Genomic DNA, 17,434 nt, shown 5'->3' on the forward strand with positions numbered 1-17,434 from the left:
GCCCGGCCAGCCCTACCCCGGGCAGCCCGCCCCGGGCCAACCGGTGTCCGGCCAGCCCTACCCGACCCAGGCGATGCCGACCCAGCCGATTCCCGGCCAACCCTTCCCGGGCCAGCCGGTATCCGGCCAGCCCTACCCCGGGCAGGCGATGCCGGGTCAGCCGGTCCCCGCTCAGCCCGCCCCCGGGCAGCCCTTCCCGGGCCAGCCGGTGCCCGGCCAGCCAATGCCTGGTCAGCCGGACTTTTCGGCCGCCGCGCCGCCCGGATACCCGCCGTACGGGCAGCCGCCGGCGGCCCCGAAGAAGCGTCGGGGCGTACTGATCGTCTCGATCGTGCTGGCGGTGGCGCTGCTGCTCTGCGGTGGCGGTGGTGTGGCCGCGTTCCTGATGTTGCGTAACGCCGAGGACGGCCAGGGCGCAGCCGAGGCAACCGCTGCGGTCGACGAGTTCATGCGGGCCGTCTACAACGACCACGACGCCGACAAGGCCGCAAAACTGGTCTGTTCCGAGGCCCGCGACGAAACAAAGATCAAGAAGCGGGTCGAAGAGATCAAGAAGCTGGCGGAGACCCACAAGAACCCGCGCTTCACCTGGACCGCTCCGAAGATCGACGACGAGAACACCGAACGGTCGATCGTGTCGACCAAGCTGACCATGGTCACCAGCGACGAGAAGACCGCCGAACAGCAGCTGAAGTTCACGGTGGTGGAGAAGGAAGAAGCTGGCTGGTGGGTGTGTGAGGTGGCCTGACCGCAACAGTGGTTAGGCTCGAAGGGTGCGAGCAGGTGAGCGGCCGGCCAACCCGGCTAGTACGGATTGGCCGGCCCGCCTGCATGTGGTGACCGGCAAGGGCGGCAGTGGGAAGACCAGCGTCGCCGCGGCCCTGGCCCTGGCCCTTGCGGCGGGCGGGCGACGGACCCTGCTGGTGGAGGTCGAGGGGCGGCAGGGCATCGCCCAACTCTTCGACACCGACCCGCTGCCCTACGAGGAGCGGCGGATCGCCGGCACGACGGGGGGCGGCGAGGTACGTGCCCTCGCGGTGGACCCCGAGGAAGCACTTCTCGAATACCTGGACATGTTCTACCGGCTCGGAGCCGCCGGCCGGGCGCTGCGCAAGTTCGGCGCGATCGACTTCGCCACCACCATCGCCCCGGGACTACGGGACATCCTGCTCACCGGCAAGGTGAAGGAGGCGACGACCCGTACCGCGAACCAGCGCCGGGTCTACGACGCCGTCGTACTCGATGCCCCGCCCACCGGCCGGATCGGCCGCTTCCTCAACGTGACCGCGGAGGCCGCCCGCCTGGCCAAGGTCGGCCCGATCAAGACGCAGAGCGAGGGCGTGGCGGCCCTGCTGCGCTCGCCGATGACCGCCGTTCACGTCGTCACGCTGCTCGAAGAGATGCCGGTGCAGGAGACGATCGACGCGATCGGCGAACTGACCCAGCTGAACATCCCGGTCGGCCGGATCATCGTCAACAGCACCCGATCACCGCTCCTGACCGGCAAGGTCACCCAGGCCGAGCTGCGTCGGGGCCTCGCCGCAGCCGGGTTGCCCACCGACCGGGCAACCGTCACCGGACTGCACAGCGAGGTCAAGGACCAGCTGACCCGCCACGCGCTGGAGGAGTCACTGCGTACCGACCTGGCCGAGTTGGGCCGCCCGCTGATCGAGCTGCCGTTGCTGCCCGAGGGGGTCGACCGCACCAGCCTCGAAATGCTGGCCGACCGGCTACGCCAAACCGATTGTTGACTCACACCTGTCCGCTGCCCCGGGCGGATAGTGCGTCAGTCCCGATACGCTCGTTTGGTGCCTTCCGATCACGCGGCGCCACGACTCGACGTCGACCGCATCCTTGCCGATCCCGGCGTACGGATCGTGGTCTGTTGCGGCGCGGGCGGTGTGGGTAAGACCACGACCGCCGCCGCGCTCGCGCTGCGCGCCGCAGAGCAGCATGGTCGTCGTACGGTCGTACTCACCATCGACCCGGCGCGCCGGCTGGCCCAGTCACTCGGCCTGACCGAGCTGGACAACACTCCACGCCAGGTCAAGGGGCTCGACGTCGAGGCCAGCGGCGGCGAACTGCACGCCATGATGCTCGACATGAAGCGGACCTTCGACGACGTCGTGCTCACGCACACCGACCCGGCGAAGGCGGCGGAGATCTTCGCCAACCCCTTCTACCAGGCAATGAGCTCGACCTTCGCCGGCACGCAGGAATACATGGCGATGGAGAAGCTGGGCCAGTTGCATGCCCGGGGCGAGTGGGACCTGATCGTCGTCGACACCCCGCCGTCACGCTCGGCCCTGGACTTCCTCGACGCACCGGCCCGGCTCTCCAGGTTCCTGGACGGCCGGATGCTGCGGATGCTGTTGGCCCCGGCCCGCAGCGGTGGACGCAGCATGTTCAGCCTGGTCACCGCATCGTTCGGGATGTTCTCGAAGGTGGTGCAGAAGGTGCTCGGCGCACAACTGCTCACCGACCTGTCCGGGTTCGTCGCCGCGCTGGACTCCATGTTCGGCGGGTTCCGGCAGCGGGCCGAGCAGACGTACCGGATCCTCCAGGCACCGGAGACGGCGTTCCTGCTGGTCGCGGTGCCCGAGCCGGACGCGGTCCGGGAGGCGGCGTACTTCGCGGGTCGGCTCGGCGAGGAGCGGATGCCGCTGGCCGGGCTGGTGCTCAACCGGGTGCACCGTACGACGGTCGCGGAGCCGGACGCCGCGCAGAGCCTGGCTGCTGCTGACCGGTTGGCGGCGGCGGGAGGTTACGACGCCACGGTCGAGGCGCTGCGGGTGCACGCGGCGCTGGCCCAACAGGCCGTGCGTGAGCAGCGGGTGGCCGCACGGTTCACCAACGCGTTCCCGAAGGTCCCGACGGTGGCGGTAACGGCGCAGCCCGCCGACGTACACGACGTCGACGGGCTGCGCACGATAGGTGTGGCGATCAGCCAGCAGTGACGAGGTTCTTGTCCTTGTCCTTGTCCCGCATGGCCGCCTCGAACATCTTCCGCCAGCTCGGCACGTTGGGGTGCCGGCGCAGTAACGCCCGGCGTTCGCGCTCGGTCATGCCACCCCACACTCCGAACTCGATACGGTTGTCGAGCGCATCAGCCAGGCACTCGTACCGCACCGGGCAGCTGCGGCAGATTCTCTTCGCCACGTTCTGTTCTGCGCCTTGTACGAACAGCGCGTCCGGATCACCGTTCTGGCACGCTGCCAACGTGGGCCAGTCTGGAATCATGCCCATCTGAATACGTCCCCCCTTGCAGTCCCGCTACCGACTCATGCCGGCCAGCCGGCGATAAACCCCCCGGCCGTACGCCGCGCCTACCCCGGGCGCGCCGGACGACATGCGATCCCCTCGCAGCACCATCATGCTCTGTAGTCGCCTGATTACGCAACGTTGTCGGCTAAATCTATTAATCCGGACACTCCCGACTCATTGCCCGACAGCAAGGCACTGCCTACCCGGTGGCGTTTACCGAAAACGCCGCGAAGGTCCGCCGGGTAGTGGACACTTGTCAGAAGCGACACGCAACGCGCGTCGAAGGCCGTGCGTCTAACACAACGAGGCCAGCGCCCGCAGGAAATGGGGAAAGTACGCGGGAGCAGCCCTCGTTGCTGATTGACGTACCCTGACGGAGTGACCTGGATGCGCAAGCGTGACCACAATCTGCTTACAAACGCCGCATCGCTACTGATCTGCGGACTGCTGGCCGGTGTGGTGGTTGCAGCAGCCGCCTTCCCGGTGGTGGCGATGTCCGGCCTGGCCGCGAAGGCTGGTGCGGAAACCTTCGACAAGCTGCCCAGCGAGCTGACCGTCAAGCGGTCGCCGCAGATCAGCTACCTCTACGCGTCCGACGGCAAGACCCCGCTGGCCACCATGTACGACGAGAACCGGCGGGACATCCCGCTGAAGGAAGTCTCGCCGAACATGCAGAAGGCGATCATTGCCGCTGAGGACCACAACTTCTACAAGCACAACGGCGTCGACATGAAGGGAATCGGCCGGGCCTTTCTCGCGAACAACAGTGCTGGAGAAACCCAGCAGGGTGCCTCCACGCTGACCATGCAGTACGTCCGTCTCCAGATCGCCTACTCGGCCACCCACCCGCAGGACGTGGTGGACGCCACCGAGGACACCACGGCCCGCAAGCTGCGGGAAATCCGTTACGCGATGCAGATCAGCCAGGATCTTTCCAAGGACGAGATCCTGGAGCGTTATCTCAACCTCGCCGCGTTCGGCAACGGCGCCTACGGCATCTTCGCGGCCAGCCAGGTCTACTTCGGCAAGCACCCGAAGGACCTGACGATCGACGAGTCAGCCATGCTGGCCGGACTGGTGAAGGCACCCTCGGAGTTCAACCCGACCACCAAGACCGGTTACCCTCAGGCCGTTGCCCGCCGCGACTACGTGATCAACAACATGGTCAAGATCGGCGCAATCACCCAGCAGGAGGCGGACGCGGCCAAGGCGGTCAAGCTCGTCGTGAAGGACAAGGCGACCCCGAACGGCTGCGTCGCGACCAACAAGAACCACTGGGGCTTCTTCTGCGACTACTTCTACCGCTGGTGGATGGACGAGGAGACGTTCGGTGCCACGAGGTACGACCGCGAGCGTCGACTGAAGAGCGGTGGCTACACCATCATCACCAGCCTTGACGTGAAGACGCAGGAGGCGGCGAAGAAGGCCGTCGAGCGGAACCTGAAGACGGGCAGCAAGAACGCGCCGATGATCGCCGCGGTCGAGCCGGGCACCGGTCGGGTGCGGGCGCTGGCCACCAACCGGAACTTCAAGCTGGACGACCCGAACAAGCCACAGAACAAGATCTCCAGCAACCCGGCGAAGGCCAAGAAGAAGATCCGGGGCACCTACCCGAACACCACCAACCCGCTGCTGACCGGCGGTGGCGACATCCGCGGTTACCAGGCCGGATCGACGTTCAAGATCTTCACGCTGGTCGCCGCGCTCGAAAAAGGCTATCCGCTCGACTACACGATCAACGCGCCGGTGCAGTTCAAGTCGAAGTATCCGGTCGACTACAACGGCGAGGCCGCCTGCCCGGGCACCAGCTACTACTGCCCGAAGAACGCCAGCCCCAGCCTGGCCGGCCCGCACAACATGTGGAGCGCCTTCGGTAAGTCGGTGAACACCTACTTCATCCCGTTGCAGCAGCAGGTCGGCACGTGGAGCGTGGTCGAGGCGGCAAGGAAGCTCGGTATCCGGTTCCTCTCCTCCAGCGACGCCGACTTCGCGGACAACAAGGAGGCCGCGAACAACTGGGGTCCGTTCAGCCTGGGCGTCACAGACGTCACGCCGCTCGACCTGGCCAACGCGTACGCCACCCTGGCCGCCGACGGCAAGCACTGCGAGCCGATCCCGGTGCAGGAGATCCGCGACCACGAGGGCAACAAGCTCGACGTCGCCAACCCGCGCTGTGACCAGGCGGTCAAGCCCGAGGTGGCCCGGGCCGCCATCGACGCCGCCCGCTGCCCGGTCGGCGACCATTCGTCGACCTCGCGGTGCCGGGGTGGCACCGCCACCGACGTCCGGCGCATCGTCGGCAAGCCGGTCGCCGGCAAGACCGGTACCACCGACGCGGCGAAGACCGCGTCGATGGTGGTCACCACCAAGCAGCTGTCGGTCGCCGGCATCCTCGGTGACCCGGACTGGGCACAGACCACCGACTTCATGTCGCACGGCATCATCAACCCCGCGGTCTACGAAACGCTGCGGGATGCGATGAAGGGCAAGGAGTCCATCGAGTTCACCCCGCCCGGCAGCAAGACCGCCAACGGCGAACAGCGCTCGATCCCCGACGTCAAGTGCCAGTCGGTCGACGCCGCGCGGGCCCGGATCAAGGACGCCGGTTTCAACGTCGAGGTGGACACCGACCGGGTCAACTCAAGCTGCCCGGCCGGCACGGTCGCCGGCACCAGCCCCGACGGGCGTACCTCGAAGGGTGGCACCGTGACCATCCAGATCAGCAACGGCAACGGTCGTGACGAGGACGACCAGTCCCAGGGGCCGAACCGCCCCAATCGCCCTGGCCGACCTCGATAACCGGATCGGCTGAACACAGCGGGCGGGCACCTGTCGGTGCCCGCCCGCTGTTCTGTCCCACCGTCGTCTCGGCCGCCGGCGTCCTGCCCGGAGGAGCCGTTCCCGGCTCCAACCCGCCCAGGGGCGCTCAGACGCCGAGCTGTCGCCGTACCTCGGCGGCGACCCGGCCCCCCTCGGCACGGCCGGCCACCGCGGCCTGAGCCGCCTTCATGGCCGGGCCCATCTGACCCTTACCGGTGAACCCACCGGCGGACAGCGCCCCGGCGACCAGTTCGGCCAACTCGGCGTCATCGAGCTGCTTGGGCAGGTACCGGTCGAGCACCTCGCCTTCGGCGCTCTCCTTGGCCGCCAGCTCGGTCCGGCCGGCGTCCGCGAACGCGGTCGCCGCCTCGCGGCGCTTCTTCGCCTCCTTGGTCAGCACGGCCAGCACCTCGTCGTCGGACAGTTCCCGCTTGGCCTTCCCCGCGACCTCGGCGTTACCGATGGCCGCCAGCGCCATTCGCAGGGTCGAGGTGGTCAGTTCGTCACGCGCCTTCAGCGCCGTACGCATGTCTGCGGTCAGGAGGTCCTTCAACGTGCCCATGGACGGTCAAACTACCCTGAGCGCCATGCGAAAGCGCACCGTATTACGACTGGCCGCCGGGACCGCCGCGATCGGGGGCGCCGCCCTGGCGTACGCGTCAATCATCGAACGGAACATGTTCACCCTGCGGCGGTACGACGTACCGGTGCTGGCGACCGACACGGAGCCGCTACGTATCCTGCACGTCTCCGACCTGCACATGACGCCCGGACAGCGGCGCAAGCAGGAGTGGGTGGCGTCGCTGGCCGCCACCGACCCGGATCTGGTCGTGGTGACCGGGGACAATCTCGCCCACCCCGAAGCGGTGCCCGGCGCACTGCGGGCGTTGCAGCCGCTGCTCGACTTCCCGGGCGTCTTCGTCTTCGGCTCGAACGACTACCGGGGCCCGGTCTGGAAGAACCCGTTCAGCTACTTCTTCCCCGATCGCGAGTACGTCCAGGGCGTCGAGCTGCCCGCTGACGACCTCCGCGAGGCACTGGTCACCGCAGGCTGGGTGGACCTCAACAACGCCCGTACGTCGATCAAGGCGGGCGGACGGACCATCGAGGTGGTCGGCGTGGACGACCCGCACATCGGGCGGGACGACTACGCGTCGGTAACCGGGCTGGTGTCCCCGGAGGCCGACCTGGCGATCGCCCTCACCCACTCCCCCGAGCCCCGGGTGCTGGACGACATGGCCACCGACGGTTTCGACCTGCTACTGGCCGGACACACCCACGGCGGCCAGGTACGCGTACCGTTCGTCGGTGCCCTGGTTACCAACTGTGAGCTGCCCCGGTCGATGGCCCGGGGACTGCACCGCTGGCCCGACTCGGACGCCTGGCTACACGTTTCCGCCGGTCTCGGCACCCACCCGACGGCACCGGTCCGCTTCGCCTGCCCGCCCGAAGCGTCCCTGCTGACGCTGGTCCCCCGCTGAGGTCGACCGGCACCCGGGATACCAAGTTTGACCGCCGGAGGCGGTGGGCTACTATTGCTCAGCACGCCTCGGGGTGTGGCGCAGCTTGGTAGCGCGCTTCGTTCGGGACGAAGAGGTCGTCGGTTCAAATCCGGCCACCCCGACCAGAGTTAGTGCACGTCAGGGCCGGTTTCCCCACAGGGGAGACCGGCCCTGACGCATTGCTGGACCTTTTCGGGGAGAAATCTGGGAGAAACCCACAATCATTGCCTCGATCCAGGTGTCCGGAAGAACGGGGCAGGCTCGTGCATGCGTGGCACGCCGACGTCGGCGAGGATGGGTGCGATCCCTGAGGCGCGAAGAAGGAGTCGACGCAATGACGAAGTACCTGATCTCGTTTCCGAGTAGCGCCATGGTTTTTCCAGCCGAGGATCTCCAGGCGGTTTCGGATGCGTCGCACGCGGTGGTGCAGGAGGCGAAGGACGCCGGCGTCTGGGTGTTCGGCGGCGGCATCGACGAAAGCGTTCCGCCTGTCATGGTGGATGGGGACGGGGCCGTGACCGAGGGCACATACCCGCAGACGCAGCAACTCGAAGGCGGCTACGCGGTTCTGGAACTGCCGTCCCGCGAGGCGGCACTGAAGTGGGCCGCGAAGATCGCGGTCGCCTGCCGATGCGCGCAGGAGGTCCGCGCGTTCCAGTACGACCCCGCCAGCTGACGGGCCTCGACCTCGCCCATTGCGCCGAGAATCCAGGTGGCCCCGATCACGCTCCCGTTGCACCGTCAATTGCGATGAGCCAGAAAACTCCGCCCACTGGCCGTGCGACGTGGGGAGCCTTACAGAGGGGCGACAGGTGATTGACGACAGCCGACGAAAGGCGAACCGTGACGGCTATGGACATTCAGCCGATCGCTGACGCCGACCACGAGATTTCGGCCGATTTGGCCCGCCTTCGGAACGCCATTGCCTGCGAGTTGTACGCGCAGCTCGCCCTGCGCGGCGAGACCCTCGACCTTGCGGACATCCCCGAAGCCGCCTATGCGGTGGCGGTGCGGCTCGGGCACGCGTTCCGCATCGAGTGGGCGCCCCGGTGGCGGGACGAACCGGATGACGACGGATCACTCGGCCCGGATGCGGCGGTTTTCCATGGATCAACCATGCCGAGCGAAGGTGATCAGGAAGCGACGGATCGATACCCGATCTTCGATCATGGATGGCCGCGCCGCTGACGATGGGCCCGCTCCGCTGCCAGGTGACCGGCGCCCATTCGGTGATCATCTCGACGGGACGGTGGTCATCCGACGGTCGGATCGGGCGATTACGGCCGGTAGATCGCCGCCTCGATGCGCAATCCGATTCCGGTAACGACCAGCAGTCCCGCCAGGATCTGCGCCTCCACCGGTCCGCCGTCACTGAGCAGGGAGAGCACCGAGATCAGGAGTCCTGCGGCCAGCGCCACGCTCCCGAGCTTTCGTACGGTGGTCGCACGCCTCGAACGGAGATCCACATGGCGGACCCTATCGGACGGCCGCCACCGTACCTGCCCCTCGACCGGTCACGATCGGCTGTGCCGGGGTCAACTGCCCGTCGTGCATCGTCACCACCCGGTCGGTGAGGTGCAGGTGCTGCACGTCGTGGGTGACCATGACGGTCGCCACCTGGTTCTCGTGGGTGATGTCGCGCAGCATCCGTACGACCGTCTCGCCGCGATCATGGTCGAGCGCGGAGGTCGGCTCGTCGACCAGCAACAGGCTCGGTTCGCCCATCAGCGCCCGGGCCACCCCGACCCGCTGACGCTCCCCGCCGGAAAGCTGGTGCGGGCGCTTCCCGGCCTTCGCGGCCAGGCCCACCCGGTCCAGCAGCCGCTGGGCCCGCTCCCGGGCGACGGCACGGGGCACCCGGCTGATGTGGGCCACCAGCAGCAACTGGTCCAGGGCGGTCAGCGAACCGAGCAGGTTGGCCTGCTGGAACACGAAGCCGATCTGTTCCCGACGGAGGCGGTCCCGGGCGGGCTGGTCGAGCGCGCCGAGGTCGACGCCACCGATGGTGACCGTGCCGGACTCGGCGGTGATCAGAGCGCCGGCCACGGCCAGCAGGCTGGACTTGCCGGAACCGGACGGCCCGGTGACGGCGACCAGTTCCCCGGCGGCGACGTGCAGGTCGACATCGGCCAGCGCAACCAGCCGCCGGTCGCCGTCCGGGTAGGTGAGGCGGACGTCGGTCAAGCTGAGGGTCATCGGACTGCTCCCAGGCAGATCGTCGAACGGATCGGGAAAAGGGGACGACGTCACCGGGCCGCGCCCAGGGCGGTCAACGGGTCGACCCCGCTGACCCGCCGTACGGAGACCGCAGCGCCCAGCAGACCGACCACGACCATCGCCACCAGCGGAACCCCGACGGTGCCGGCATCCAGCACGAAGGGCACGGCCTGTTTCGCCAGGAGCCCCAGACCGGCGGCGACACCCGCACCGACCACGGCACCGGCCAGCAGCACCACCGCGGCCTGGCCGAGGGCATCCCTGAGCAGGTAGCCCCGACCGCCCCCGATGGCCCGTACGACCGCCAGGTCACCGGCGCGCTGCATGGTCCAGACGGTGAAGAACGCCCCGACGACCAGCACGGACACGCCCAGCAGCAGCCCGCGCATGAGGTTCAGTGAGCCCTGCTCAGACGAGTAGCCGCCGACCGCGCCGTACGCCTCCTCGCGGCTGACCGTGGTGGTGCCGGCGGCTCGGTCGATGGCCGCCGGGTCGCCACCGTCCCGGACGACCGCCACGGCGGTGATCGTTTCCGCTCGGGACAGCTGCCGCCAGGTGTCAATCGAGGTGTACGCGACGGGCAGGTGGTTGAACGAGGTGGTGACGACGATCGCGGCGATCCGTACGTCCTGTCCGCCGAGCTGGATCCGGTCGCCGACGTGCAGCGACTGCTCCTCGGCCAGATCGGCGGTGATCGCCACCTCGCCGGCTGCGGGAGTCGTACCCCGCTGGCGGTCCGGGTGCAGGGCCGGGTCGGCACCGAGCAGGGTCACCGCCGCCGAGCGGTCACCGGCCTGCAACCGGGTGGTGGACACCCCGAGCGGGTACGCGGCGGTCACGCCCGGCTGACCGGCGATCGTTCCGGCCGTACCCGCCGGCAGGGCGCTGGTCGTGAACGCGACCTTCTGCCCGGACGCGGGCTGTTGGAAGGAGATGTCGTCGACCGGCAGTTGCGCCACCGCCGAGATGCTGGCCGCGCCGAGCCCGGCGGTCAGCCCGGTGAGCAGCACCACCATCAGCGTCATCAGTGCGATGACGCTGATGAGGAGCGCGAACCGGCCGCGGGCAAACCGCAGATCACGAAGTGCGATGAACATGGGTCCAGCGTTCCCGTTGAGGGGGCTGCCCGCATCGGACCCGGGACGGGAGGCGACGCCTCGAACGTGGCAGGCCGATCTCCAACCAAAGTTGGGGACGTACCCGACCACAGCACCACTACTGTCGGTAGCGCCATGGGTGAAATCGCACTGTCGGATTCGGTCGCGCTGGTCCTGCTCCGCCGGGCCGAGCATGTGCTGTTCGCCGCGTTGCTGGTCGTGGGGCTCGTCCGGTCCGTGCTCGACGACCGTCATCCGGCGGCCGTGCTGGCCGTCGCACTGGCGGTCGGCACCTGGTACGCGGTGGGCGTCGGACTGGCGCACCGCGCCCACACCCGCGCCGCCGAACCGACCGGCCACGCCGAACCGATTGGCCGCGTCGGACCGGTTGGCCGCGTAGAACCCATTGGCCGCGCAGAACCCATTGGCCGCGCACCCACCCGTTCCCTCGGTCTGACCTGGCTGCTGACGCTCACCGTCGGCTGCACGGTGCTGGTCGTCCTGTCGGTCGACTTCGTGTGGCTGGCCTTCATCCTGTTCCTGCTCTACACCCAACTGCTTCCGCTGGGCGCCGCCCTGCCGGCGGTGGCGGTGCTGACCGCCGGGGCGATCGCCGCCTTCGGCCTGCACCGGGGACGGCTCGACCCGGCGGCCGTACTCGGGCCGGTCATCGGAGCCGCCGTCGCCGTGGTGATCACCCTGGTCTACCAGGGGCTGCGCCGGGAAGCGGACACCCGCGCCCGGCTACTGGCCGAACTGACCGCCGCCCAGGACCAGCTTGCCGCCACCGAGCGCCGCGCCGGCACGCTGGCCGAACGGGAACGGTTGGCCCGCGAGATCCACGACACGGTCGCCCAGAGCCTCTCCAGCATCATCCTGCTGCTCCGGACGGCGCGGAACGCGTACCTCGACGCGCCGCCCGCTGCCCGTCAGCAACTCGACACGGCGGCGACCGCCGCGCACTCCGCGCTGGACGACACCCGTCGGTTGGTACGGGCCCTCGCCCCGGCCGAACTGGTCGGCCGATCACTGCCCGAGGCGCTACGCCGCCTGACCGAGACCACCCGGGAGTTCGAGCTGGACACCCGGTTCACCGTGGACGGCGAGCCCTATCCGCTGCCCACCCCCGTCGAGGTGACCCTGCTGCGGGCCGCCCAGGAGGCGCTCGGCAACGTACGGTCACACGCCGTTGCCCGGCGGGTCGTGGTCACCCTCACCTTCCTGCCGCACGCCGTCAGCCTCGACGTCGCCGACGACGGGCGGGGGTTCGATCCCGCCCACCCCGCCGTCGACGCGACCGCCGGTACCCGGCTCGGGCTGTCCGCCATGCGGGCCCGGCTGGCCGAGGTCGGCGGGTCACTGGTCATCGAATCCGTACCCGGCCAGGGCACCGCGCTCAGCGCCACGATTCCGATCGCAGATGAGGCCGCATGAACACGATCCGGGTACTTCTCGTCGACGACCATCCGATCGTCCGGGGTGGTCTCCGGGCCGCGCTCGACGCCGCCCCCGGCATCACCGTCGTCGGGGAGGCGGCCACCGGTGAAGCCGCTCTCGACCGGATCGCCGAGCTTCGTCCCGACCTGGTGCTGATGGACCTGCAACTGGGTGCCGGCATCGACGGGGCCGAGGCGACCCGGCGGATCCGCCAACTGGCCCAGCCGCCCCGGGTCCTGATCCTGACCACGTACGACAGCGACGCCGACATCCTGCCCGCGATCGAGGCCGGGGCGACCGGTTACCTGCTCAAGGACGCCGAGCCGGCGGATCTGCTGGCCGCGATCCGTACGGCCGCAACCGGCGAGACCGTGCTGGCTCCGTCGGTCGCCACCCGGCTGGTGTCCCGGGTCCGGTCGCCGGGGCGGACACTCACTCCACGCGAGACCGAGATCCTGCAGATGGTCGCCGACGGACAGAGCAACCAGGCCATCGCCCGACGGTTGTTCATCACCGAGGCCACGGTCAAGTCCCACCTGGTGCAGGTGTTCGCCAAGCTCGGCGTCGACAACCGTACGGCGGCGGCCGCAGAGGCCCGCCGCCGTGGCACGATCCGTTGAGACCGCTCGTCGAGCCGTTGTGTCGAGACTGCCGTCAGGCCGACTGGTTCTCCCGTCGAGCTGACGGCTACTCGTGTCAGGCCGACTGCTTCTCCTGGCACGGCACGCAGAAGCGGGCATGCGGCAGGATCTCCAGCCGTCCGACCGGGATGTTCTTCTGGCAACGCTCGCAGACGCCGTACGTGCCTTCGGACATGCGGCGCAACGCCTGTGCGGTGTCGGCCACGCCCTGCCGGGCCGAGGCGATCAGCCCGTTGAGCGTGTCACGGTCGTAGCCACCCAGGTCGGGCTGCCGGCTGAACACCGTCAACTCGGTCAACTGATCGGTGTGCAGCTTGAACTGCTGCTCCAGGGTGTCGCGGAGCAGCTCGGCGGGGTTGTGCACGGTGCTGGTCACGTACCTGGTCCTTTCGACGGGTCGGACACCGAAACCACGTCCGCGTACGGCGTGGTTCGGGGACGACAGTTGGGCCTGGGTCAGCTGACGGCGGGATGCCGGGCCGCTGCCATCGCGGCGAGGCCGGCACCGGTCACCGCCGCGCTGTGCGGCGTCGCTGCCGCACGTACGGGGATCCGCAGGCTTGCCGCCAGTTGTGCGGTCAGCTCTGCCGTCTCCGCACCACCACCCACGACGAGCACGGCGCCCGGTCCGGCTGGTTCCCGCAGCAGGTCGCGCGCCAGTCGGGCGACGATCTCGGCCAACAGCCCCGGGACGATGCCCAGGGCCAGGTCGCGGGTGCCGAGGTCCACCCGGCGAGCTGCGGTGACCCGGCCGTTCGCCAGACAGGCCACCTCGGTCAACTGCTGACCGATGTCGACCACGAGCAGCGCACCGCTGGCCGCTCCGACGCCCATCGCCGCCGCCAGCACGGTGTCCACGAGCAGGATCCGGGACGGTTCGAAGACGTCGGTGAGGACTCGACGGAGCTTGGCCTGGTCGTCCAGGCTGGCCAGGACCGGCCGACAGGCGACCACGACCGGACGCTCCGGCATCAGGTGTCGGTGCTCGCCCAGCATCCTGGTGAGCAGCGAGATGCAACCGGCAACGTCGATGATCCGGCCGCGACGTAGCAGCGGAACGGGTCGGCGCAGCACCTCCCCGGTGGTCGGGGCGGTGAGGGTGGGCCGGGCGGCTGCCCAGACCCGGGTGTACCCGCTACCGAGATCCACTGCGACCGCCGCTGGTTGAGCGGTAGTGGTCCGGTCCGGCTGGACGTCACGTCGCGGTGGAGCTGCTGCAGCTGGTGCGGAGGAGGTTCCGGGCGGGGCGAAGGACCCGAGCCGAGCGAAGGATTCCGGCAGGGCGAAAGATTCGGGCACGGCGAAGGACTCGGGCAGCCGCGCTGTGGCGAACGGGTGCCGACGAGCGTCTGAGCCGGCGCGGGCCGTGCTCGCCGTACTGATCGTCATCACCGCCTCCTCGCTGGTCCCGTACGACGTCCTTGTTCTGACATCGAAGTTCCAGCGTGCGCCCTGGCACCGAGGACGGCATGGGCTGCGGGCGGCGAACAACAGCCGCCGTATTTGCCGACCGTCGGCAATCAGGAACTCGCACACCACCGGGTCCAACGGCGCAGCGTGGCCATTTCCTGACCGTACGGCTATGGTGGCCGGTCACATCAACGACCGGTCGCGCGGTACCTGTCCCCGACCGGTCACCGATCTGCTCGAAGGGAGCGCTCCAATGCTCAGCCCCGGCGTGTACGCCCGTTCCGGTGTCCGGCATCCGCTGGCCATCGACCTGGGCACCGCGAACGTCCGGGTCTGGACACCGGCTGGCAGTTCCGTCATCGACGAGCCGACAGTGATCGCGTACGACCGGGAGGGCGTCCCGGCTGCGGTGGGTCGTGCCGCGCTCGCGCTGGCCGGGTCCGGCGACGTACGGCTCGTACGGCCGGTACGCGACGGTGTCGTCGACGACTTCCCGGCCTGCGTCCACCTGCTCCAGCGGCTGGTCGCGGCCAGTGGACGGCCGCCCGGGGACATGTCACCGGTGCTCGTCGGTGTGCCCGCCACCGCCACCCTGTGGCAGCAGGATCTCCTCATCGCCGCCGTCAGTCAGACGACGCGGGGCCGGGTGGTGACGGTGGAGGAGCCGCTGGCCGCCGCGCTGGCCTGTCAGGCCACCCTCGATGCCGGCTGTGACGTCGTCGCCGTGGACCTCGGGCACGGGCGTACGGAGGTGGTCCGGATCGCCTCCGGTGCGGTCACCGCCGCGGAACGGATCGGCATCGACAACCCGCTCGACCAGGTGTCCGCCATCGCGGACGTGGTACGGCGGCTGACCCGCGCGACCGCCCGCTCGGGTCGTCGACGGTTGCTGCTGCTGACCGGCGGTGGCGCGGTCGGTACCGACGCGGGTTCCCGGCTGGCCGCACTGACCGGTCGGGTCGTCACGATGCCCGCCGAAAGTCAACTCGCGACCATCAGGGGGCTGCGCCTCCTGCTGACCGCCTGACCGACTCGGCTGACTCGACCGACTCGACCGACTCGGCTGACTCGGCTGACTCGGCTGACTCGGCTGACTCGACCAACTCGACTGACCACCGAACTGCGGATCGGGGCCGGGCTCCATGCCCGGCCCCGCCGCTGGTGGGCTCGATGGATTCGTGCCGGATACGGGTCAGACCCCGTGCTTCTGCTGGCATGGCACGCAGAAGCGGGCGTGCGGCAGGATCTCCAGCCGCTCCCGTGGGATCTCGCCTGCGCACTTCTCACAGGCGCCGTAGCGTCCCTCGGCGATCCGGCGTAGTGCCTCGGTCACCTGGGTCAGGCTTTGGCGGGTGGCGGCGATCAGTGCCGCCCGGGTGTGTGCCTCGCCGGAATCGCCGGCGTCTGCGGTGAGCTCGGTCAGTCGCGCGGTCTGCGCCTCGAACTCGCCCGTCAGCTGGGTACGCAGGTCGTCGATCCAGCCGTGTTCGGCGGTGCCGTGGGTGTCCGTACTCATTCTTGTCCCCATAAAAGAAAAAGGCCGGAGCTAGGAAGCTCCGCCCTGGTGGCCGTGTCTGCGAATGAACGCGACCGCCGGCGGGCTACGGCCGGCCGGGGTAGGGCTCGGCAGCCCGTAGCTGGCCGAAGCGCTCTGCGGCGAGAACGCGGGAACAAGGCCTGTGGCCTGGGTGTACGCGATGGCCGCACGCCCCTGGACCACGACCGGCGCAGCGGCCGACGCCGGCGTCACGACTGTGACGCCGGTCCGCCAGCACGACGCAACCGGTTCCATCCGCACACCATAGGCCCCACACAGCCAGAAACCAACGCATTACAGAGTGCCCGTTCTCGCCCTCCGTGATGCGCCTGTTCGGAACCGGGAGGCACGGCCGACCGGGCGTACGTCGGATCGGGCATCGTGAAGGCCATCGACGGCCACACCGCCGACCTGGTGAGCGGGGCCACCAGCGGCGTACGGCGAACTGGCCCGGGTCTGACCGGCGGTCTATGGTGGCGCCGTGGTCACCGGTGGCCGAACCTCCTCCACACGCACCCGCAGCGCGGGGCGCGAGGTCGCGGCGGCAGCCGACGCGGCACCCGCACCGGTAGCGACGGCATCCGATCGTCGACCGACCACCCTCCCCGTCGTCGTACGGATGCTCGAACCTGTCGTCGCGGAGACCGTCCTGCCGGTCCGGTACCGACGCTGCCCCGCCCCGTCCCCGGTCAACGGATCGCTGGCCGGTCTCGGTCGCCGGGCCGGCGGTACGCCGGTGGTCGCCCCGCCGCGCTCGCCGCGACCGGTCGACCGGGGCCCACCCGTACCCGATCTCCACGGAGATCGTTCGGGCGGGCGGAGTGCGACAGGCGCTCCGCCCTTCGTTTTATCCAGGGAAGGAACCCGAAGGTGCGGATGATGAGCAGGCAGGGCGAACTCGGTGTCCTGCGGATGGTGCTACAGGAGCAGTACGAGCGGCACACCACCCAGTTGGCGCTGCTGGACCGGCAGGCGGGCGACAGTCGGTGTCGAGGGGGTGACGCCGACACCGCAGCGACGCTGACCGCCGCCTCCCGACAGGCGCTGGGAGACATCGCCCGGGCCCTGCACTATCTGGATCATGGCGCGTACGGAGTCTGCCAGCGGTGCCAGGCGGAGATCCCGATCGAGCGCCTCGCCCAGCATCCGGCCGCCGGGTTCTGCGCGTCGTGCGAAGAGTGATCACGACCCGGGCGGAGCTGCTCTGATTCCGATTTTCCTGGCAATCCGCCCATATCCCGGTTGCGACCGGTGATTGGAAGATAGCGATATGGCATACCTCCACCGATAGCGGTGCCATCTTCGATCTAGAGATCGGCAAAACAACAGCACGCTGAGTAAGCTGGGGCCGACTCCGCCCGGCTTGCCGGGTGGACCCCTCCGCCCCCCACCCCGAAACGCCAGATGTGCGCCTAGTGTCTCGTGATCCCGATGTCTTTACTTGAGATGTGTTGTGGTTGGCTGTGTCGGTGGAGATGTCGTCGGATGAGCGGGCCGAGCTTCGGGCGT

The 17,434-nt window shown here is 69.1% G+C and carries 19 protein-coding genes and 1 tRNA gene; 12 read left to right on the forward strand and 8 right to left on the reverse strand.

What is annotated here, in order from left to right; all coding sequences use genetic code 11:
* The 3 genes from ACFQ4H_RS07015 to ACFQ4H_RS07025 all read left to right on the forward strand — a co-directional run.
* The coding region (locus tag ACFQ4H_RS07015) for an Rv0361 family membrane protein (protein ID WP_377568206.1) at positions 1 to 748 on the forward strand (748 nt) is incomplete at its 5' end.
* A gap of 25 nt (positions 749 to 773) precedes the next feature.
* Positions 774 to 1,751 (forward strand): ArsA family ATPase, encoded by a 978-nt coding sequence (locus ACFQ4H_RS07020; protein WP_377568208.1) that lies wholly within the window; start codon positions 774 to 776, stop codon positions 1,749 to 1,751.
* 54 nt (positions 1,752 to 1,805) lie between these two features.
* Complete coding sequence (locus tag ACFQ4H_RS07025; protein WP_377568210.1) at positions 1,806 to 2,957, forward strand: ArsA family ATPase; 1,152 nt, start codon at positions 1,806 to 1,808, stop codon at positions 2,955 to 2,957.
* Here the strand turns inward: ACFQ4H_RS07025 and ACFQ4H_RS07030 are convergent.
* Positions 2,944 to 3,246: a WhiB family transcriptional regulator gene (locus ACFQ4H_RS07030; RefSeq protein WP_377568212.1), complete on the reverse strand. Its 303-nt coding sequence runs from the start codon at positions 3,244 to 3,246 to the stop codon at positions 2,944 to 2,946. The genes ACFQ4H_RS07025 and ACFQ4H_RS07030 overlap by 14 nt on opposite strands.
* Positions 3,247 to 3,651: 405 nt before the next feature.
* Between ACFQ4H_RS07030 and ACFQ4H_RS07035 the strand changes: the two genes are divergently transcribed.
* Positions 3,652 to 6,063, forward strand: coding sequence for a penicillin-binding protein (locus tag ACFQ4H_RS07035; protein ID WP_377568257.1), 2,412 nt, complete (start codon positions 3,652 to 3,654; stop codon positions 6,061 to 6,063).
* Between the two features lie 127 nt (positions 6,064 to 6,190).
* On the opposite strand, the gene ACFQ4H_RS07040 is transcribed toward ACFQ4H_RS07035, so the two are convergent.
* Complete coding sequence (locus tag ACFQ4H_RS07040; RefSeq protein ID WP_377568214.1) at positions 6,191 to 6,646, reverse strand: GatB/YqeY domain-containing protein; 456 nt, start codon at positions 6,644 to 6,646, stop codon at positions 6,191 to 6,193.
* A 25-nt stretch (positions 6,647 to 6,671) separates the two neighbouring features.
* Between ACFQ4H_RS07040 and ACFQ4H_RS07045 the strand changes: the two genes are divergently transcribed.
* From ACFQ4H_RS07045 to ACFQ4H_RS07060, 4 genes are all read left to right on the forward strand, one after another.
* Complete coding sequence (locus tag ACFQ4H_RS07045) at positions 6,672 to 7,565, forward strand: metallophosphoesterase (protein ID WP_377568216.1); 894 nt, start codon at positions 6,672 to 6,674, stop codon at positions 7,563 to 7,565.
* A gap of 69 nt (positions 7,566 to 7,634) precedes the next feature.
* Positions 7,635 to 7,711: transfer RNA gene (locus ACFQ4H_RS07050), tRNA-Pro, on the forward strand.
* 209 nt (positions 7,712 to 7,920) lie between these two features.
* Complete coding sequence (locus ACFQ4H_RS07055; protein ID WP_377568217.1) at positions 7,921 to 8,262, forward strand: YciI family protein; 342 nt, start codon at positions 7,921 to 7,923, stop codon at positions 8,260 to 8,262.
* 176 nt (positions 8,263 to 8,438) lie between these two features.
* Positions 8,439 to 8,774, forward strand: coding sequence for a hypothetical protein (locus ACFQ4H_RS07060; RefSeq protein WP_377568219.1), 336 nt, complete (start codon positions 8,439 to 8,441; stop codon positions 8,772 to 8,774).
* Positions 8,775 to 8,863: 89 nt separating this feature from the next.
* Here ACFQ4H_RS07060 and ACFQ4H_RS07065 read toward each other — a convergent pair whose 3' ends face one another.
* From ACFQ4H_RS07065 to ACFQ4H_RS07075, 3 genes are read right to left on the reverse strand one after another with little or no spacing between them, the layout of a single operon-like run.
* Positions 8,864 to 9,052, reverse strand: coding sequence for a hypothetical protein (locus ACFQ4H_RS07065; protein ID WP_377568221.1), 189 nt, complete (start codon positions 9,050 to 9,052; stop codon positions 8,864 to 8,866).
* Positions 9,053 to 9,062: 10 nt separating this feature from the next.
* Positions 9,063 to 9,782 (reverse strand): ABC transporter ATP-binding protein, encoded by a 720-nt coding sequence (locus ACFQ4H_RS07070; RefSeq protein WP_377568223.1) that lies wholly within the window; start codon positions 9,780 to 9,782, stop codon positions 9,063 to 9,065.
* 50 nt (positions 9,783 to 9,832) lie between these two features.
* Positions 9,833 to 10,900, reverse strand: a complete 1,068-nt coding sequence (locus ACFQ4H_RS07075; RefSeq protein ID WP_377568225.1) for an FtsX-like permease family protein — start codon at positions 10,898 to 10,900, stop codon at positions 9,833 to 9,835.
* Between the two features lie 135 nt (positions 10,901 to 11,035).
* Here ACFQ4H_RS07075 and ACFQ4H_RS07080 point away from each other — a divergent pair, with 135 nt between their 5' ends.
* Complete coding sequence (locus tag ACFQ4H_RS07080; protein ID WP_377568227.1) at positions 11,036 to 12,334, forward strand: sensor histidine kinase; 1,299 nt, start codon at positions 11,036 to 11,038, stop codon at positions 12,332 to 12,334.
* Positions 12,331 to 12,957: a response regulator gene (locus ACFQ4H_RS07085; protein WP_377568229.1), complete on the forward strand. Its 627-nt coding sequence runs from the start codon at positions 12,331 to 12,333 to the stop codon at positions 12,955 to 12,957. Before ACFQ4H_RS07080 ends, ACFQ4H_RS07085 begins: the two co-directional genes overlap by 4 nt.
* A 76-nt stretch (positions 12,958 to 13,033) precedes the next feature.
* Here ACFQ4H_RS07085 and ACFQ4H_RS07090 read toward each other — a convergent pair whose 3' ends face one another.
* On the reverse strand, positions 13,034 to 13,354 hold the full coding sequence (locus ACFQ4H_RS07090) for a TraR/DksA family transcriptional regulator (protein ID WP_377568231.1): 321 nt from the start codon (positions 13,352 to 13,354) through the stop codon (positions 13,034 to 13,036).
* 80 nt (positions 13,355 to 13,434) lie between these two features.
* Entirely contained in the window at positions 13,435 to 14,367 is a 933-nt protein-coding gene (locus ACFQ4H_RS07095; protein WP_377568233.1) for a rod shape-determining protein, read from the reverse strand.
* 274 nt (positions 14,368 to 14,641) lie between these two features.
* On the opposite strand from ACFQ4H_RS07095, the gene ACFQ4H_RS07100 reads away from it, so the two are divergent.
* The gene (locus ACFQ4H_RS07100; protein WP_377568235.1) at positions 14,642 to 15,415 is read left to right on the forward strand and encodes a rod shape-determining protein; all 774 of its coding nucleotides are present in this window, start codon (positions 14,642 to 14,644) and stop codon (positions 15,413 to 15,415) included.
* Positions 15,416 to 15,580: 165 nt separating this feature from the next.
* On the opposite strand, the gene ACFQ4H_RS07105 is transcribed toward ACFQ4H_RS07100, so the two are convergent.
* Positions 15,581 to 15,904, reverse strand: coding sequence for a TraR/DksA family transcriptional regulator (locus tag ACFQ4H_RS07105; RefSeq protein WP_377568237.1), 324 nt, complete (start codon positions 15,902 to 15,904; stop codon positions 15,581 to 15,583).
* 900 nt (positions 15,905 to 16,804) lie between these two features.
* Here ACFQ4H_RS07105 and ACFQ4H_RS07110 point away from each other — a divergent pair.
* On the forward strand, positions 16,805 to 17,107 hold the full coding sequence (locus tag ACFQ4H_RS07110; RefSeq protein WP_377568239.1) for a TraR/DksA family transcriptional regulator: 303 nt from the start codon (positions 16,805 to 16,807) through the stop codon (positions 17,105 to 17,107).
* The last annotated feature ends 327 nt before the right edge of the window (positions 17,108 to 17,434 follow it).

It is taken from the genome of Micromonospora sonneratiae, assembly GCF_042679305.1.
GTDB classification, from domain to species: Bacteria; Actinomycetota; Actinomycetes; order Mycobacteriales; family Micromonosporaceae; genus Micromonospora_H; species Micromonospora_H sonneratiae.

Excerpts from the sequence above, each read along its gene's own strand:
- ACFQ4H_RS07085 (WP_377568229.1), top strand. The coding sequence starts at position 12,331 with ATGAACACGATCCGGGTACTTCTCGTCGACGACCATCCGATCGTCCGG.
- ACFQ4H_RS07105 (WP_377568237.1), bottom strand. The coding sequence starts at position 15,904 with ATGAGTACGGACACCCACGGCACCGCCGAACACGGCTGGATCGACGAC.
- ACFQ4H_RS07035 (WP_377568257.1), top strand. The coding sequence starts at position 3,652 with ATGCGCAAGCGTGACCACAATCTGCTTACAAACGCCGCATCGCTACTG.
- ACFQ4H_RS07060 (WP_377568219.1), top strand. The coding sequence starts at position 8,439 with ATGGACATTCAGCCGATCGCTGACGCCGACCACGAGATTTCGGCCGAT.
- ACFQ4H_RS07070 (WP_377568223.1), bottom strand. The coding sequence starts at position 9,782 with ATGACCCTCAGCTTGACCGACGTCCGCCTCACCTACCCGGACGGCGAC.
- ACFQ4H_RS07100 (WP_377568235.1), top strand. The coding sequence starts at position 14,642 with ATGCTCAGCCCCGGCGTGTACGCCCGTTCCGGTGTCCGGCATCCGCTG.
- ACFQ4H_RS07055 (WP_377568217.1), top strand. The coding sequence starts at position 7,921 with ATGACGAAGTACCTGATCTCGTTTCCGAGTAGCGCCATGGTTTTTCCA.
- ACFQ4H_RS07075 (WP_377568225.1), bottom strand. The coding sequence starts at position 10,900 with ATGTTCATCGCACTTCGTGATCTGCGGTTTGCCCGCGGCCGGTTCGCG.
- ACFQ4H_RS07095 (WP_377568233.1), bottom strand. The coding sequence starts at position 14,367 with ATGACGATCAGTACGGCGAGCACGGCCCGCGCCGGCTCAGACGCTCGT.
- ACFQ4H_RS07080 (WP_377568227.1), top strand. The coding sequence starts at position 11,036 with ATGGGTGAAATCGCACTGTCGGATTCGGTCGCGCTGGTCCTGCTCCGC.
- ACFQ4H_RS07040 (WP_377568214.1), bottom strand. The coding sequence starts at position 6,646 with ATGGGCACGTTGAAGGACCTCCTGACCGCAGACATGCGTACGGCGCTG.
- ACFQ4H_RS07110 (WP_377568239.1), top strand. The coding sequence starts at position 16,805 with ATGAGCAGGCAGGGCGAACTCGGTGTCCTGCGGATGGTGCTACAGGAG.
- ACFQ4H_RS07030 (WP_377568212.1), bottom strand. The coding sequence starts at position 3,246 with ATGGGCATGATTCCAGACTGGCCCACGTTGGCAGCGTGCCAGAACGGT.
- ACFQ4H_RS07045 (WP_377568216.1), top strand. The coding sequence starts at position 6,672 with ATGCGAAAGCGCACCGTATTACGACTGGCCGCCGGGACCGCCGCGATC.